The organism is Bradyrhizobium sp. BRP23, from assembly GCF_020194135.1.
Lineage (GTDB): Bacteria > Pseudomonadota > Alphaproteobacteria > Rhizobiales > Xanthobacteraceae > Bradyrhizobium > Bradyrhizobium yuanmingense.
Genome location: NZ_JADYVW010000004.1, coordinates 498367 through 515552, shown reverse-complemented (window position 1 = coordinate 515552; position 17186 = coordinate 498367). Strand labels below are relative to the sequence as shown.

Genomic DNA, 17186 nt, shown 5'->3' with positions numbered 1-17186 from the left:
AACGGGTGGCAAGCCATCGTGGCTTAGGGCAAAGGTCGGGCCGTCGCTACTGGAATCGTCGCAAACGGTGCTGCCGCAGGTGCGAAGCGGGGCTGCGGTTTAGTGCCGAGCGGCGTTAACTGTTGTTGGCCGGCTTGGCCGCGGCGGGAGGCTTCGTCGCGGCGGGGGTCGTCGCTGCCTTGGGCTTGGCGGGCTTCGCCGCCTGATCGCCGCCGGCCGAAGGCTTCTCGGCGGGCTTCGCCACCGCATCCGGCTTGGTCGCGGCATGCTTGGCGCCAGCCGGCTTGGTTGCGGCCGGTTGGGGCGTGGCCGGCTTGGCCGCCTTGCCGTCAGTCGGCTTGGCATCCGGCTTGGCCGCCGCGGTCTTGGTGTCCTTGGGCTTATCGGCCGGCTTGTCGGCGGCGTCTGGCTTCTTGGCGACGCGCGGCTTCTTGGCGCGCGGCTTGGACGCGGCCTGCTGGTCGGCATCGGCTGCCACAGCGGCAATCAGGGCGGTGCCGGTGCGGGTCGGGCCGGTATAGACCAGCACGGGCTCGGTCGGAGCCGCAGCCGAGGCCATCAGCTCGGAAGCTTTCATCAGCGGCGGCTGCAGGCCTGCCGTGAAGAAGGTGAACTGGGCCGCGCCGCCGGTGGCGGAGCCCGATCCGGTCGCGCCGCCACTGGCCGCAATCAGCGCATCGTCGTCGTCGCTGGCCGGCCGCTTGCGGTTGGGTCCGCACATCTCGTCGCGCAGGTTCGGCGGCGTGGCATCGACCGGCACGAGATTGTCGACCGTGCCGAGCGAGGGGCGCAGCCAGGTGAGGTTGTCCGGAGCGAAGCCACGCTCCAGCAGCTGCGCCGCCTTCACCGCGCGTGCCGTGCCGGAGTTTGCACCGAGCACCACCGCGATCAGCCGGCGGCCGTTGCGCGTGGCCGAGGCGACGAGGTTGTAGCCGGAGGCGCAGATGAAGCCGGTCTTGAACCCGTCGGCGCCGGGATAGCGGCCGATCAGCTTGTTGAAATTGCCGGTGACGCGCTTGCCGAAGCGGATCGCCGGGATATGCATGTAGTACTCGTATTCCGGCAGGTCGCGCAGGAAAGACCGCGCCAAGATGCCGAGGTCGCGCGCAGAGGTGATCTGGCCTTCGGCGGGCAGGCCGTTTGGATTGACATAGCTCGTCTGCGCCATGCCGAGCTTCCTCGCGGTGTCGTTCATCACCGCGGAGAAGCCGTCGACCGAGCCGCTGACGCCTTCGGCGAGCACCACGGCCATGTCGTTCGCCGACTTGACCATCATCATCTTCAGCGCGTTGTCGACGGTGACTTGGGTTCCCGGGCGGAACCCCATCTTCGATGGCGATTGCGAGGCCGCGGTCGGCGACACCGTGAGCAGCGTGTCGAGCGTCAGCCTGCCGTCCTTGACCGCCTTCAGCGTCACATAGGCGGTCATGATCTTGGTGACGGAGGCCGGGTACCAGGGAAGGGTCGCGTTTTCGGCCTGCAGCACCTTGCCGCTGTCGGCCTCGATCAGCAGGAGCGCTTCGGCGCTCGCCGTGCGCGGCGCGAGCATCGCGGCACAGGCGAGCGTCGCAGCGAACAGGTTGAACAGGGATTTGCGAAGCAGCGGGCGAAGGGCGTGCACTATCCGATTCCGGTCCTTGGAGATCAGCCTGATACGGCCGGTTCTCGTGATCTGATTGTCGGTTCTGAAATCCAGCGCCGCCGCTTGCGGCGTCGCAAACCTATACCGGCTGGTGCGTCGAGAATAGGGGGATCGGCGCGGTATTCCGCAACGAAGTAGGCCGAATTTCGACGGTCCTCTCGGGACTTGCTAGGGGGATTTGACAGCTGTCGCGGCAGCCTCGGCGGCCGTCACGCTGGCCCGTGCGTTCTCCTGCACCATGAACTGGGCCTTGGCCATCTCGGCAAAATGGCCGCCTTTGGCCACGAGTTCATCGAAAGTTCCGGTTTCGATCACCCGCCCATTCTCGAACACCAGGATCCGCGTGGCGTTTCGGATGGTGGAGAGGCGATGGGCGATCACGAAGGTGGTGCGGCCCCTCATCACTTCGTCGAGAGCGGCGTTCACCTTGACCTCGGTGACCGCGTCGAGCGCGGAGGTCGCCTCGTCCAGGATCAGGATCGGCGGGTCCTTCAGCAGGGCGCGGGCGATCGAGAGCCGCTGCCGTTCGCCGCCGGAGAGCATGCGGCCGCGCTCGCCGGCATTGGTCTCGAAGCCGCCGCTGCGTTCGATGAATTCCAGCGCCTGCGCGCGCTCCGCCGCCTTACGCATCTCGGCCTCGGTCGCATCCGGCTTGCCGACGCGCAAGTTCTCCGCGATCGAGCGGTTGAACAGCAGCGCTTCCTGGAACACGACACCGATGTTCCGCCGCAGCGAGGTCAACGTGACGCCGCGCACGTCCATGCCGTCGATCTTGATGACGCCGGATTGCGGATCGAAGGCCCGGTGCAGGAGCGCAATCGCGGTGGACTTGCCGGCTCCGGTCGGGCCGACCAGCGCAATGGTCTGGCCCGGCAGCGCGGTGAAGGTGAGGTCCTCGATCGCCGGCCGCTTGCCGTCATAGGAGAACGTGACGTCGTGGAACTCGACGAGGCCCGACAGCCTGCCGGCATCGATTGCGTCGGGCCGGTCGTGCACCGCGGGCACGGCGTCGAGCACATTGAAGAACTCGCGCAGCCGCGGAGCTTCCATGAACACGTTGTTGATGAAGCTGACCACCTGCTCGAGCTTCTGGATCAGCAGCGTCGCGAAGCTCACGAACATCACGATCTCGCCGACCGAGGTCAGGCCCTGGTCGTGCAACGCGATGCCGAGGGTGAAGATCGCGAGCACCGTGATGGTGGTGGAGGCGCGCGTGATCACCGTGACCAGCGCCCACCACGACAACACCGGCATCTGCGCGGCCAGCAGCTCGTCGGCGACCGAGCGCAGCCCCTTGACCTCGGATTCGACGCGCACGAAGCTCTGCACCAGCGCGACGTTGCCGAGCGCATCAGACGCGCGCGCGGAGAGCTCGCTGTAGTGCTCCTCGACCGCCATCTGCATGCCGAAGGTCCTGCGCACCACGAAGGTGGTCAGCGCCGTGAAAACGATGCAGAGCACGAACAGGAGGATCGCCAGCCGCCAGTTCAGGTAGAGCGACAACGGCAGCAGCACCAGGACCGAAAGGATCGCGGCAAAATGCTCGCGGAAAAAGCCGAGCCACAGCCGCCACAGCGCGTCCGTGCCGTTGAGCATGACCTTCATCAGCCGGCCGGAATGGGTGCCGGAGTGGAAGGTCAAGGGCAGCTGCAGGATGTGCTCGAAATAGTCGGTCAGCACCGCCTGGCGCTGACGATGCGAGAGCCGGTCGGCCTGCAAGGCCACCAGCGCGCTGCAGACGATGGTGAACAGTCCGAACGCGACCCAGGCGACCAGGAACGGCCAGGCCGAGCTCGAGCCGGCCACGGTCTTACCCGAGAGCACGTCGACGATCCGGCCGAACAGCACGGGCTCGGCGAACTGGGATCCCGCCAGCAGGAGGTTGGCGACCGCGAGCAGCCAGCCCAGCCGCGCCTCCTTGCCGAGCAACTCGAGAACGCGGGTGTAGAGTCGGAGGATGGACATGCGGGCGGGGACTCGGTGACGACGGAGCTCACATTCTAAGCAGGGACCGCCGCGAGATACAGCGCAAGCTTTCAGTTTTGCTCAGTTGATCAGCCGCTCTGCCAGCGGCGGCAGGAACTGGCCGTCGAAGACGTCGCGAGCCGTCGGCCGTTTGCGGAATTTGAAGTCCCGCGCGATCTGATCAATCGAACGTTCCAGGCGCGCCGGCTCGACGCCGCCGAGGCCGTAGCGCTTGACCTCGTCGGTCAGGATATTGTCGGCAAGGACCGCATGCAGGCGCTTCAGCTCCAAATTGCGGTCGCCGTCCTCGATGCGGCTCGCGGCCTCCTCCGCCGCACGCGCCGGCTCCCTGGCCGTCGCGGTGATGCCCGCGATCAAGGCGCGGACGAAGCCTTTCACGGCATCCGGCTTCGCTGCGGCGAAGGCGGTGTTGGCGACCACGGCAAAGCCGTAGGCCTCACAGCCGTAGTCCGCATAGCGCAGCACGACGAGATCGGCTTCGGGTACGCCGCGATCACGCAGGTTCACCGCCGAGAGATAGCTGAAGCCGGCGACGGCATCGACCTGTCCTGCGGACAGGATCGGCTCGCGCACCGCGGCACTGATCTTGTGGAATTTGACGTGCGATGCCTTGATGCCGTTCTGCTGCGCCAGCGCCGGCCACAGCCGCATCGACAGATCGCCGTCGGCAACGCCGACGGTCTTGCCGTCGAGGTCGGGCAGGAGACGGATGCCGCGGCTTTTGCGCGCGACGATCGCGTAAGGCGCGCGGTCGAACAGCACGAACACGGCCTTGACCGGCGCCGCGTCGTCCTTGTCACGAAAGCGTATCAGCTCGTTGATGTCGACGAGCGCGAGCTCGCTGTCGCCTTTGGCGAGCCGTGCGAGCGCCTCTGGCGATCCGCTCGCGCTGTTGAACGACACGTTGAGATGCTCGGCGCCGAACCTGCCGTCCTTCGCCGCAAGGAAGAATGGCGCCATGCTCGCATCGATAGGACGGTCGAAGGTGAAATGGATGGCGGTCGAGGGAGTGCCGCTCTCGGCCGCAATGCATTCGCGCACCGTCGATGCGGTGAACGCGATTGCAAGGGCCAAAAGGTATTGAAGGGCGATCGTCTTGAATCCGGACATCGGTCGCGCCGGCCCCGCAATGTTATGGTTTCGTGACGCTTGGCAAGCGCCGGCCCGCGACGAACGTGCGCGCGCGAACATGAACGGCGGATGAGCGGGCTTGCGGCATCGTTACGCAACCCCGTTCAGCTTGTGTTGGGGTTGGGGAACCTACTTAGGTGGTGAGTGTTTGACTGACATCAGCCTGTCGTCAGGCACAATCCGAGGTCCCAAGGAGGGTCCAGATCATGTTTGACAGCCTTTCGAAGTTCGTCGGCCGCAAGGCCGTTCTGGCCACGGCCGCCGTGGTGGCCCTGACTGCCGCTGCACCCACCGCCTCTTACGCGGGCGGTCGTCATTGGCATGGCGGTGGTGGCGGCGCCGCTGCTGCCGCGATGTTCGGCCTCGCCGCGACCGGCCTCGCGATCGCAGCCAGCCGCAATGCCTACGCCTATGATCCGGGTCCGGTTTACTATTACGAGGGCGGCCCGGCCTATTACAGCGGCCCCGGCTATGGTTCTTATTATTACGACTCGGGCCGCCGCTACACCTATGGCGGCTACAAGAACCCCTGCGCCCACGGCTATTCCGGCTACAGCTGCTATTGACGGATCGGCCATTCTGATCGACGAACAGGCCGTCGCGCTTGCCGCGGCGGCCTGTTTTTTGCTTACATTGCCGCGTGTTAACACGCCGGCCATTTGTTTCGAGTAGTTTTGCGTACCATGAGTGATTCGCTTGAGCGGCTATATCTGGCTGTGCTCGCGGCCAGAGACCTTGATCCGGCAACATCGCGCACGGCCGGGCTGTTTCAGCGTGGGCCCTCAAAAATGGCAAAGAAGCTCGCCGAAGAGGCCATCGAAGTCGTCATCGATGCGGTCAATGGCGATAGCGAGGCCGTGATCCGGGAAAGCGCCGACCTGCTCTACAATCTCACCGTGCTGTGGGCTGCGGCCGGAATGCGCCCCGAGGACGTCTGGCGGGAAATGACGCGGCGGGAGGACATGCTCGGAATTGCCGAGAAACTGCCGAAGTCGCCGCCGAAATTGCCCAAAGTCGCGTCACCGCGCATAGCCTCGCGGCGGCCTATTGTCGCGCTCGACGGCCGTGCCGCGCGCAAGCGCCACTAGAAACGTCACAAATCGCTCAAAAACTGGCGATGGACAAATCCGTCCCATGGTGCTTCATCGCGGCGCCATGCTGAAACGAATGTACGACTGGTGCATCGACGCCGCCCACAAGCCCTATGCGCTCTGGATCATGGGCATCGTGTCCTTCGCCGAAAGCTCCTTCTTTCCGGTCCCGCCGGATGTGATGCTGATTCCGATGTCCCTGGCGCGGCCGCAGCGCGCCTGGTTCTATGCCGCGATCTGCACCGTGACCTCGGTGCTCGGCGGCGTCGTCGGCTACGCCATCGGCGCGCTGCTGTTCGACTCGGTCGGCCAGTGGCTGATCCAGGTCTACGGCCTCGCCGACAAGGTTGACGCCTTCCGCGCCTCCTATGCGGAATGGGGTGCGGTCATCATCCTGCTCAAAGGACTGACGCCGATCCCCTACAAGCTCGTCACCATCACCTCGGGCTTTGCCGGTTACAACATCCTCCTGTTCGTCCTGTGCTCGATCGTCGCGCGCGGCGGACGCTTCTTCGTCGTCGCGATCCTGCTCAACCGCTACGGTGACTGGATCCGGGTCAGGATCGAGCGGCATCTCGGATTGTGGGTCGCGCTCGGCGCGATCGTGCTGGTGCTCGGCTTCGTTATCGCCATCAAGCTGATCTAGAGCCGCGGCGCTTTGCCGCCGCGCCGGCTTCGGCTACGGTTGTCGTCATGATGGTTCGATCCGGCAATCCGGCGGCACGGCATGGGACGCTGATGTCGACAGCGCTGCTGCTGCTGCTGCTCGCTGCCGGAGGGACGGCCCGGCCGCAATCCGCCCCGCCGGCGCTCGGCCTTCAGCAGCAGGGAGCGCAGGCCGGCCCGTCGCCATCCACGCCCGCTCCCTCGGCGCCGCCGGCGCGCGAGGAGAATCCCGGGCTGATCAACGAAATGGGCAAGCTGTTCGACAAGCTGCCTTCGATCCTGCCGCCGATCAAAAGCCCCAGTGAAACCATGGACGACCTGTCGCGGCTGGCCAAGCCTTCGACCATGGTGTCGGGGCGCGTGATCTGCCCGGTCTCTGCGAACGGCGCGCCCGACTGCAAGCAGGCGGCCGACCAGCTCTGCCAGGGCAAGGGCTACAAGGAAGGCAAGAGCCTGAACGCCGACTCCGCGGAAAAATGCTCGGCCAAGGTCCTGATCCCGGGCCGGCAACGTAAACCGGACGACTGCCGCACCGACACTTTCGTGACCAGCGCGCTGTGCCAGAACTGAAGGCCGGCGCGCGAGAACCAAGGAGCGCCCATGAGCCGCACGGAGCAGGACTTCCTCGGACAGCGTGAGATCGCCGACGACATCTATTACGGCGTCCAGACCATCCGGGGTAAGGAGAACTTCCACATCACCGGCATTCCGATGAACCAGGAGCCTTACTTCGTGAAGGCGCTCGGTTACGTCAAGAAGGCCGCCGCGATGGCCAATCGCGACCTCGGCGCGATCGACGCCAAGGTCGCGGACGCCATCATCCTCGGCTGCGACCGCGTCATCGCGGGCGACATGATGGATCAGTTCGTCACCGATTTCATCCAGGGCGGTGCCGGCACGTCGACCAACATGAACGCCAACGAGGTGATCGCGAACCTCGCGCTGGAATCGCTCGGCTTTGCCAAGGGCGACTACCAGCACGTCAGTCCGAACGATCACGTCAATTACGGCCAGTCCACCAACGACACCTATCCGACCGCCTTTCGGCTGGCCCTGATCCTGCGGCTCGAGAGCTACATGACGGCGTTGCGTCAGCTCCAGGAAGCCTTCTTCGCCAAGGGACGCGAGTTCGAGCGGGTGCTGAAGATGGGCCGCACGCATCTGCAGGACGCGGTGCCGATGTCGCTCGGCGCGGAATTCCGGGGCTGGGGCACCACGATCGGCGAGGAGGTCGACCGCATCTCGGAAGCGCGCGCGCTGCTGCGCGAGATCAATCTCGGCGCCACCGCGATTGGCACCTCCGTCACGGCGGCGGTCGGTTATCCCAAGCTCGCCGTCCGGCACCTCAGCGCGCTCACAGGCGTCGATTTCATCCTCGCCGGCGATCTCGTCGAGGCGACCTCCGACACCGGCGCCTATGTGCAGCTCTCCGGCGTTCTCAAGCGCACGGCCAGCAAGCTGACGAAAATCTGCAACGACATCCGCCTGCTCGCTTCCGGTCCGCGCGCGGGCTTGAACGAGATCAACCTGCCGCAGCTTCAGCCGGGCTCCTCGATCATGCCCGGCAAGGTCAATCCGGTCATTCCCGAAGTCGTCAACCAGACCAGCTTCCTCGTCATCGGCCTCGATACCACGGTGACGCTGGCGGCAAGCGCCGGCCAGCTCCAGCTCAACGTGATGGAGCCGGTGATCTCGTTCGCGCTGTTCTTCTCGATCCGCACCATGGAGCGCGCGGTCAACAGCCTGCGCGAGAATTGCGTCGTCGGCATCACCGCCAACGAGGAGCACACCCGCAACATGGTGCTGAACTCGCTCGGCATCGTCACGGTGCTGAAGCCGCTGCTCGGCTACAAGCAATGCGCCGAGATCGCGCGCGAAGGCTACAAGACCGGCAAGTCGCTGCACCAGATCGTCGTGACCGAACGCAAGCTGCTGACGCAGGAGAAGTGGGACGAGATGTTCTCGTTCGAGCGGCTGATCAACCCGGATTTGATCGGGTAGGCGGTCGCTGTCATTCCGGGGCGCGCGAAGCGCGAGCCCGGAATCCATTTCGCCACGCGTGCTGACGCCCGATGGATTCTCTGATGCGCAATCGCGCATCATAGCTGGACGCTCCGCCTCGTCCCGGAATGACGGGTGAGGAATTCCGCTGCTTGGAATTGCGGCAATGGCCTCCGCTGCGGCGCCAAAACGCAATACTTGACAGTGGAAAGATTGCCTTGTTGGTATGGCTCCCAACTTCAATTTGACCGGCTGAGAGGATCGTACTGCAATGTCCATGCCTGCCTTGTTCAAGGGGCGCCTGTCGATCCCCGTGATCGGCTCGCCGCTCTTCATCATCTCGGTGCCCGATCTCGTGATCGCGCAGTGCAAGGCGGGTGTGGTCGGCTCGTTTCCGGCGCTGAATGCGCGGCCGCCGGAGCTGCTGGACGAATGGCTGGCGCGGATCACCGAAGAGCTCGCGGCCTATGACCGCGCTCATCCCGACAGGCCGTCGGCGCCGTTCGCGGTCAACCAGATCGTGCACAAGTCGAACAACCGGCTCGACCACGACATGCAGCTCTGCGCCAAGTACAAGGTGCCGATGATCATCTCCTCGCTCGGCGCCCGCGAGGAGCTGAACCAGGCCGTGCACGGCTGGGGCGGCATCGTCTTCCACGACGTGATCAACCAGAAATTCGCGCACAAGGCGATCGAGAAGGGCGCCGACGGCCTGATCCTGGTCGCGGCCGGCGCCGGCGGCCATGCCGGCACCATCTCGCCGCTGGCCTTCGTGGCCGAGACACGAAAATGGTTCGGCGGTCCGATCGCGCTGTCGGGTGCGATCGGCAACGGCAAGGCGATCCGCGCCGCGCGCATCCTGGGGGCCGACTTCGCCTATATCGGTTCGGCCTTCATCGCGACCAAGGAGGCCAATGCGGTCGAGAAGTACAAGGAGATGATCGCGGGCTCGAGCGCCGACGACATCGTCTATTCCAATCTCTTCACCGGCGTGCACGGCAATTATCTGAAGCCCTCGATCCTGGCGGCGGGCATGGACCCCGAAAATCTGCCGACGTCCGATCCCTCCAAGATGAACTTCGGCACCGACGCCTCCGGCGAGCGCGCCAAGCCGAAGGCCTGGAAGGAGATCTGGGGAAGCGGCCAGGGCATCGGCAGCATCGACAAGGTCGTGCCGGCGGCCGAGCTGATCGCGCGCTTCAAGAAGGAATACGACGAAGCGATCGATCCGCCGTTGTGATCGCACCCAGATCGAGTGCTGCATGCCCCCCATTTACCGCGTCGACGGCAACGACGTCGTCACCAGCCCCGATGCAGCCGGCCCCTGGGACCGGCGCATGCAGCACGGCTCGGCACCGGCATCGCTGGTGACATGGGCGGCTGAGCGCATCCCTGCGGCGGTGCCGATGGATGTCGCGCGCGTGACCATCGATCTGATGCGCCCGGTACCGGTGGCGCCGCTCACGATCGCCACCGAAATCTTGCGCGAGGGCCGCAAGATCCAGCTCTGCGGGATCAAGCTGCTCGCCGACGGCGTGCAGGTGGTCGGCGCCACCGTGCTCAAGATCAGGCGCCAGGCGCTGACGCTGCCCGACGAGGTCGAGGAACTTCCGGTCACGTTGCCGTCGCCGGAGGATTCATTGGTCGAGGACGGTCACGCCGCCACCAGCCCGTTCGTGCGATCGGTCTCGATGCGCGCCGCGCGCGGCCGCTTCGGCCAGGCCGGCGCCGGCGCGATCTGGTTTCGTGTCGACCATCCGCTGATCGAAGGCGAGGCCGTCTCGCAGGCGATGCGCGCCGTGGTCGCCGCCGACTTCTCCAACGGCACCGCCTCGACGCTCGATTTCCGCGCCTGGACCTACATCAACGCCGACCTCACCGTGAGCTTTGCGCGCCAGCCGGTCGGCGAGTGGATTTTGCTCGACGGCGATTCCTGGATCGGCCCCGACGGCGCGGGCCTTGCGATGTCACGCCTCGCCGACCGCCAGGGCTATTTCGGCCGCGCGGTGCAGAGCCTCGTGATCGAGAAGCGGTGAGAGGCGCTATGTGCGATCAGCCGGGCGATGACACCGATCGTGTGAGAGCTATCTCGCGCATCGCGGGATTGAACGGCAGACTTCCGCCGCCGCGGAAGGGATGCAAGGTCGTGTTCGACCAGGGCATCCTGCCAGTTCACACACCGTAGAAGATCTTGATCCCCCACAGCACCACGATGATGGCCGTGATCAACGTGATCGCGGCGACTGCACTTTCCAGGGAAGCGACTCTCATTTCACTCTCCGCTTCCCAGCCCCGTCAGCGGTCTAGTTGATTCCCTGATTCGCCGGCAATTGCGCGGGCATCGCCGTCGCAGACTCCGTTGCGGGCTGTGGTGCCGAAGCAACAACGACACCGTAGAATTCCGGAGTATTTACCCCACCATCCGGCCCCGCCCGCTCCAGAAGCCCGCACGCAGCACCTTCTTGTCGACCTTGCCGACCCCGGTCATCGGCAATTGCTTGACGAATTGGATCTGCTTGGGCGCGTGCGCCGAGCCTTTTCGCGTCTTCACCAGGTTGATCAGCTCGTCCGGATCGGGCTTCGTCCCTTCACGCGGGACGACGATAGCGGTGACGGCTTCGCCCCATTTCTCGTCGGGAATGCCGACGACCGCGACCATCGCCACGTCCGCGTGCTGCGACAGGACGTCCTCGACCTCGCGGGGGAAGATGTTGAAGCCGCCTGTGACGATCATGTCCTTCTTGCGGTCGAGGATGAACATGTAGCCGCGCTCGTCCTGACGTGCGATGTCGCCGGTGTGGACCCAGCCGTTCTTCAGCGTCTCGGCGGTGATATCGGGCCGCTTCCAGTACTCCGCCATCACATGCGGCGCGCGCACGCAGATCTCGCCGGCCTCGCCCGTCTTCACCTCCTGGTCGTTGTCGTCGAGGATCTTGACCTCGCAGGCCGCGATCGGGAAGCCGCAGGACAGGAACAGCTCCGGCCGCTGGGGATCGTGGTCGGCCTTGCGCAGCACCGAGACGGGATAGCATTCGGTCTGCCCGTAGAGCTGCGAGAACACAGGGCCGATGCGTTCGATGCCCTCCAGCAGTCGGCTCGGCGACATCGCGGAGGCGCCATAGAGCACGAGCTCGAGCGAGGAGAGGTCGGTCTTGCCGAGCGCGGGCTGATCGAGCAGCACATAGATCATGGTCGGAACGAACAGCGTGAAGTTGATGCGCTCGCGTGCGATCGTTGACAGCACGGCTTCGGGATCGAAGCCTTTCAGCATGTGCACGGTGCCGCCGCGCATCAGGGTCGGCAGCACCTTCGTGCCCGCGACATGGCTGATCGGCGCGACCGTGAGGTAGCGCGCAGCCTCGGGAATCTCGAAGTCGGCCAGGATCGCGCCGGCGGCGCCGGCATTTTCGCGGTGATAGCGCAGCGCGCCCTTGGATTTTCCGGTGGTGCCGCCGGTGTAGTTCAGTGTGGCGAGATCGTCGGAGCCGGCGAGGCACTGTGCGCTGGCGTGCCCCGCACTCTCGACCGCCGCCAGCAGATCGACGCCGTAGCCGGCCGGTCCCATGTTAAAGACCGCCTTGAGCCGGCCGGCCTTCGCGGCGAGCTCGCCGCCGCGGTCGCGGAAGGCGGCCGCATCCACCACCAGCATCTCGGCTTCGGAATCCTCGAGCTGAAACAGCTGGTCCTCCAGCGAGCCCAGAGGGTGGAGCCAGGTGATGCAGAGGCGGGCCAATTGGGCGGCGACGCCGGCGCACCAGCTGTCGGCGCGGTTCGCGGTGAGGAAGGCTACGCGGGCGCCGGGCTCCAAGCCGAGCCGCATGAACACGCCCTGGATCCGTCCGATCAGGTCGATGGCACCCCGATAGCTCAGCGATCCCTCGGGCCAGGCGAAAGCAATGCGGTCGGGATAGCGCGACAGCGCCCGTAGCGTCTGCGCACAAGCCGGGGATGATGCGTGGAGCGGATCAGGCATATGTTTCCTCGTTGCTTTGTCACCGGCTTATGGCGTGCCAATGTTGCTGACGACGCTAGCACAGAGACTGCGGGAGGAAACCACAAAGCCCGCGCGAGGGAGGCATGCATGCCATCAGATCGACTGCAACGCTTCCGCGATCGTCTTGCTCTGCCGCTGATCGCGGCGCCGATGTTTCTGGTATCGGGCGTCGAGCTCATGGTTGCAGCCTGCCGCAACGGGGTGATCGGCAGCTTTCCCACCGCGAATTGCCGTGGCGCGGAACAGCTCGATGAATGGCTGACCGAAATCAAGCTGCGGCTGCGGCAGCATGAAGATCAAACCGGGCGAAAGGCAGCGCCACTTTGCCCGAACTTGATCGTCCACCGCTCCAATGCGCGGCTGGAGCAGGATCTCGCCGTGCTGCTGCGGCACAAGCCGGAGATCGTCATTACGTCGGTCGGCTCGCCGGCGCCAGTCTTGAAGCCGCTGCACGACGCCGGCGCGCTGGTGCTGGCGGACGTGGCCTCGATCCGCCATGCCGAACGCGCCGCGGAAGCGGGGGCGGACGGGCTGGTCCTGCTCACTGCCGGTGCTGGCGGCCAGACCGGCTGGCTCAACCCGTTCGCCTTCGTCCGTGCGGTGCGCGCATTCTACGACGGCATCATCGTGCTCGCGGGCGGAATTAGCGACGGTCGCGCGCTGCGTGCCGCCGAAGTGCTCGGCTGCGATCTCGCCTATATGGGCACGAAGTTCATCGCGACGCGTGAGAGCATGGCGGACGAGCGTCACAAGCAGATGCTGGTCGAGAGCAGCGCCGACGACATCTTGCTCACCACCGCGTTCACGGGCTTGCAGACCAGCATGCTGAGGCCATCGATCGCGGCCGCCGGGCTCGATCCCGACAATCTGCCGGCGCGCGGCGCGATCAATATCACTGAGGATATCGACGTCGCCGCCCGCGACAGCCGCCCCAAGCGCTGGCGCGATATCTGGAGCGGCGGGCATTCGACCTCGGGTGTCACCGATGTGCTCGCGGTCGAGGATCTCGTTACGCAGACGATCACCGAATATCGGGAAGCGGGTGGGCGGTAGCGTCGTCGCCTCTCCCACAGCGGATCGGGCAGGGTTAATCCCGCATGCCTCCGGCCCATCCCACTTAACGGCGGATTAACCATCGCCAGCCAAGAATCCCTCTTGTGGCCGCCAATCAGGACGAGAGGGACAGGCGATGGACTTCAATTATCTCAACGGCAAAACGGCCGCGACCCTGGACGAGATCCGCGTCCGCGTCGCCCATGCGCTGGCCCGCCACCCGCTGTGCCGCAACGTCCGGTTTGACATCGTCAGCATCCCCCGGACCCGCCGCGGCGGCAATTGGACGGTGACGCTGCAATCGGTCGAGCCGCGCGCGGTCTGGGAAGCCTCGGAGATCGTCGCCGACATCCAGGATGCCTATGACCTTGCGGCAGCAGCCTGATTTCGTTGGGGGTTTCCGGGCGATGTCGCCTTAGTCCGCGCGATTGCCGCCGCAATAGCACGGTTCAGCCTTAATTATCGCCCAGTTTCCGGGCAGTGATCACGTGGACTTGAAGTCGGACGCGGAGAGACGTTTGTCCAAAGCCATCACCATCGTCGCGCTGACCTGTTTCCTCGTCCTCGGCGCCGCCACCACCGCCATCCTCGGCCGCGACAGCGTTCCCAGCGTCAGCGCCGCGATGATCGCCGAGACGCCCCCAGCCAAGCCGCTCGCAACCAACCGCGCCGCCAAGGCCGACCGTCTGGTTCCGACGCTCGCGCTGGCCTCGGCCGCGATTGAGCCGGTCCAGGTTGCCGCCGACAAGCTGGCGCAGGCACCGGTCCTGACCGAGCCGCTGCGTCAGGCCTTCGCCGCCGCCACCCCCTCCGATTTTCCGATGCCGAAGCCGAGCGCGCACGAGGCGCCCGCCGCGACCGAGGTTCCGGCCGTCGAAGTTCCGGCCAAGCCGAAAGTCGTCGCCAAGCCGCAGCCGCAAAAATCCTACTCGCTGCTGTCCGACGTGCAGATCGCAGGCATCAGGGATCGCCTGAAACTCTCCTCGTCTCAGGAATATTACTGGCCCTCGGTCGAGACCGCGCTGCGCAACGTCGCGCGCAAGATCCAGGCGAACAGGCTGTCGAATCCGAATGCACCGCCCAGCGCACAGATCGATCCGAATTGCGACGAGGTGCAGCAGCTGAAGTCGGCCGCGATGCCGCTGTTGTTCCAGCTTCGCGACGACCAGAAGGAAGAAGTGCGCAAGCTCGCTCGCCTCATCGGGCTTGAGAAGGTCGCGCAGCAGATCTGACGCACGCGGTTCCTCGTCGAGGAGCCGCGGCTTATCAGGAACATCTGGCAATCCCCACGCGTTGCCCGCTCCGAAAGAGGGAGTGGACAAATGCGCGCCTCGACAGCCTATTTTGTCGGTGCCGGAACCATCGTCGCGGCCATCGCCATTGGTCTCGGTGGCGGCATCGTCGCCGGCAACATCATGAATCCGGTTGCGTCAAAACAGGGGCCGGACACCAGCAAGATGGCGCAGCGCGCGGCAAGTCCCACGCCGGTCAGCACCAACGCTCCCTCCGAGCGCGTGAACTATCTCACCGGCTCGCAAGCCTTCGGTGCGATGATCGCCGCGCCCGCACAGGCCGAAGCAAAGTCTGAACCCGCAAAACCCGACACGCCAACCACGCAGGCGAATGTCGCACCGGCGCCGCAACTCTCGCAAGCCGCTGCAGTCGAGCCGCCGAAGCCCGCCGCTGCGCCACAGGCCGCAAGGCCTGCCGAGCAGCAGGCCTCGACCGAGCCGTCGTCCTTACCGAATAACGCCTATGCCAAGGCAAGGGATTCCGATGTGAAGCGCGCCGCGTCCGAACGGCGCCGAGCCGAGCGTCGCGAGCGCTGGGCCGAGCGCCGCTATTATTACGAGTCCCGCGAGCCGCGCGGCCTGCGCGACCGCACCGATTGGGATGACGTCGCGCGCAACATCCGCGAGGATTCCGATGCGCGCGATTACGCGGGGCGGTCGCGCAGCGGCTTCCCGCAGATCAGGCTGTTCGGGCCTGACGACGATTAGCACCTGACACGGGGATCAAGCGGAGCGGTCGCGCCAGCGACCGTCACGTCATTCCGGCGCGCCGCAACCCCTCGAGATAGTGCGTACGATCCTCTTCCCGCAGCATCGGCAGCTCGCGCGTGATCCAGGCCAGCGAGACCTCGGGCTGGGTGCGGCGCAGGCCTTCCAGGGCGGATGCCGCGAGGGCGGGATCGCCGAGCATGCCGGCGGCGGCCGTCAGCACGCGGTGGGCGCCGACGAAATCCCCGCGCTGGCGCATCGATTCCCGAGCCATCTGCACGGCGCCCGCGTAGTCGCGGCCGACGAACCGGGCATAGGCCGCAACCCCGCAATAGATCGCCGCGAGCGGGTCGCGCGGGCTCAGCCGCAGCGCGCGGCGGGCGGCGGCATCGCCGTCCTGCCAACGTCCGGCATAGCACAGCGTCACGCCGTGGAAGGCATGCGCCATCGCGAAATTCGGATTGAGCCGCAAGGCCAGCTCGAATTCAGCCAGCGCGTCGTCGAAGCGGCGGCGGAACAGGTAGGTGTAAGCAAGGCCGTGATGGGCCCAGGCATCCTCGCGGTCGGCCTCCACCGCCGCGAGCGCCGCACGCTCGGCGACCGGCATGGTGGCAGCCATGTCGGCCCAGCCCATATGCGCGCCGAAGATATGGCTGGTGGCGAGCAGGCCGAGCGCCTTGCCATAGGCGGGATCGACCGCGACCGCTTCTTCCAGCAACTTCTGCGCGGCGGCATTGTCCTCGCGGGTGATGCGCCAATAATGCGACAACGCGCGCATCACGAGGTCCCATGCATCCAGGCTGCCCGGCGGCTTCTGCTGGGCCCGGAAGCTTTCGGCAGCATAGAGCTGCGGCTCGATGGCGGCGACGATCGCTTCCGTGATCTCGTCCTGCACGGCGAAGATGTCGGCGAGCTCGCGGTCGTAGCGTTCGGCCCAGAGATGGCTGCCGGTCGAGACGTCGTTGAGCTGGGCCGAGATGCGCACCCGTTCGCCGCTCCGCCGCACGCTGCCCTCGACCACGTAGCGCACCCCGAGCTCCCGCGCGACCTCGTGGATGTGCACGGCGCGGCCCTTGTAGACGAAGGAGGAGTTGCGCGCGATGACGAAGAACCAGCGCAGCTTCGACAGCGCCGTGATGATGTCCTCGCTGATACCGTCGGAGAAATAATCCTGCTGGACCTCGCCGCTCATATTGGTGAAGGGCAGCACAGCGATCGCGGGCCGCTCCGGCAGAGCGAAGGTGGCCTGGGACGGGGCGATCCGGACCGGCTCCGGCGCGACCGCGCCGATTTGTGTCTGGACGTCGCCGACGAAGCGAAAACCCTTGCGGGTGATGGTACGGATCAGCGACTGGCTCGCGCCATCGTCGCCGATCGCCTTGCGCGCCGCGTTGATCCGGCTGGTCAGGGTGGATTCGGAGACGCTGCGCCCGTGCCAGATCTTGTCGATCAGCTCGTCCTTGCTGACGACCCGGTCGCGGTTCTGCATGAGGTGGACGACGAGGTCGAAAACCTGCGGCTCCACGGCAATGGGAACCTGCTCGCGGCTCAGCTCGCGCCGGTCGGTATCGAGAAGGTGGTCCCGGAACAGAAACTGCACGTCGAAAACTCGGGCCTCATTG

Annotated in this window: 16 protein-coding genes; 11 read left to right on the top strand and 5 right to left on the bottom strand. The window is 65.8% G+C overall.

The annotated features are described in order from the left end of the window. Window positions 1–115: 115 nt before the first annotated feature. The 3 genes from I6F24_RS14025 to I6F24_RS14015 form a co-directional block, all read right to left on the bottom strand. Complete coding sequence (locus I6F24_RS14025; protein ID WP_074447682.1) at window positions 116–1621, bottom strand: D-alanyl-D-alanine carboxypeptidase family protein; 1506 nt, start codon at window positions 1619–1621, stop codon at window positions 116–118. A 189-nt stretch (window positions 1622–1810) separates the two neighbouring features. Continuing rightward, window positions 1811–3607, bottom strand: a complete 1797-nt coding sequence (locus tag I6F24_RS14020; protein WP_036021230.1) for a glucan ABC transporter ATP-binding protein/ permease — start codon at window positions 3605–3607, stop codon at window positions 1811–1813. An 81-nt stretch (window positions 3608–3688) separates the two neighbouring features. Continuing rightward, window positions 3689–4738, bottom strand: a complete 1050-nt coding sequence (locus I6F24_RS14015) for an ABC transporter substrate-binding protein (RefSeq protein WP_036021232.1) — start codon at window positions 4736–4738, stop codon at window positions 3689–3691. Window positions 4739–4965: 227 nt separating this feature from the next. Here I6F24_RS14015 and I6F24_RS14010 point away from each other — a divergent pair, with 227 nt between their 5' ends. The 7 genes from I6F24_RS14010 to I6F24_RS13980 all read left to right on the top strand — a co-directional run bounded on the left by I6F24_RS14010 (window position 4966) and on the right by I6F24_RS13980 (window position 10553). Continuing rightward, the gene (locus I6F24_RS14010; protein WP_074447683.1) at window positions 4966–5325 is read left to right on the top strand and encodes a hypothetical protein; all 360 of its coding nucleotides are present in this window, start codon (window positions 4966–4968) and stop codon (window positions 5323–5325) included. Between the two features lie 117 nt (window positions 5326–5442). After that, entirely contained in the window at window positions 5443–5847 is a 405-nt protein-coding gene (gene hisE, locus I6F24_RS14005) for a phosphoribosyl-ATP diphosphatase (RefSeq protein ID WP_225149326.1), read from the top strand. Between the two features lie 46 nt (window positions 5848–5893). Further along, the gene (locus I6F24_RS14000; RefSeq protein WP_081492862.1) at window positions 5894–6496 is read left to right on the top strand and encodes a YqaA family protein; all 603 of its coding nucleotides are present in this window, start codon (window positions 5894–5896) and stop codon (window positions 6494–6496) included. Between the two features lie 47 nt (window positions 6497–6543). Continuing rightward, window positions 6544–7086: a hypothetical protein gene (locus I6F24_RS13995; protein WP_036021240.1), complete on the top strand. Its 543-nt coding sequence runs from the start codon at window positions 6544–6546 to the stop codon at window positions 7084–7086. Between the two features lie 30 nt (window positions 7087–7116). Beyond that, entirely contained in the window at window positions 7117–8517 is a 1401-nt protein-coding gene (locus tag I6F24_RS13990) for an aspartate ammonia-lyase (protein ID WP_035997546.1), read from the top strand. Between the two features lie 271 nt (window positions 8518–8788). Next, complete coding sequence (locus tag I6F24_RS13985) at window positions 8789–9757, top strand: nitronate monooxygenase family protein (RefSeq protein ID WP_225111599.1); 969 nt, start codon at window positions 8789–8791, stop codon at window positions 9755–9757. Window positions 9758–9779: 22 nt separating this feature from the next. Continuing rightward, window positions 9780–10553 carry a thioesterase family protein gene (locus tag I6F24_RS13980; RefSeq protein WP_035997551.1) on the top strand — a complete coding sequence of 258 codons (774 nt, stop codon included), beginning with the start codon at window positions 9780–9782 and terminating at the stop codon, window positions 10551–10553. A 374-nt stretch (window positions 10554–10927) separates the two neighbouring features. Here I6F24_RS13980 and I6F24_RS13975 read toward each other — a convergent pair whose 3' ends face one another. Next, a complete protein-coding gene (locus tag I6F24_RS13975; RefSeq protein ID WP_225149325.1) occupies window positions 10928–12490 on the bottom strand; it encodes an AMP-binding protein in 1563 nt (520 codons plus the stop codon). A gap of 108 nt (window positions 12491–12598) precedes the next feature. Between I6F24_RS13975 and I6F24_RS13970 the strand changes: the two genes are divergently transcribed. The 4 genes from I6F24_RS13970 (at window position 12599) to I6F24_RS13955 (ending at window position 15564) form a co-directional block, all read left to right on the top strand. Further along, window positions 12599–13564, top strand: coding sequence for a nitronate monooxygenase (locus tag I6F24_RS13970; protein WP_225149324.1), 966 nt, complete (start codon window positions 12599–12601; stop codon window positions 13562–13564). A 136-nt stretch (window positions 13565–13700) separates the two neighbouring features. Further along, window positions 13701–13949 (top strand): hypothetical protein, encoded by a 249-nt coding sequence (locus tag I6F24_RS13965; RefSeq protein WP_035997560.1) that lies wholly within the window; start codon window positions 13701–13703, stop codon window positions 13947–13949. A 133-nt stretch (window positions 13950–14082) separates the two neighbouring features. Then, the gene (locus tag I6F24_RS13960) at window positions 14083–14796 is read left to right on the top strand and encodes a hypothetical protein (RefSeq protein ID WP_192893067.1); all 714 of its coding nucleotides are present in this window, start codon (window positions 14083–14085) and stop codon (window positions 14794–14796) included. A 90-nt stretch (window positions 14797–14886) separates the two neighbouring features. Next, window positions 14887–15564, top strand: a complete 678-nt coding sequence (locus I6F24_RS13955) for a hypothetical protein (protein ID WP_225149323.1) — start codon at window positions 14887–14889, stop codon at window positions 15562–15564. A 43-nt stretch (window positions 15565–15607) separates the two neighbouring features. On the opposite strand, the gene I6F24_RS13950 is transcribed toward I6F24_RS13955, so the two are convergent. Beyond that, entirely contained in the window at window positions 15608–17164 is a 1557-nt protein-coding gene (locus I6F24_RS13950) for a winged helix-turn-helix domain-containing protein (RefSeq protein ID WP_109142357.1), read from the bottom strand. Window positions 17165–17186 lie beyond the last annotated feature (22 nt).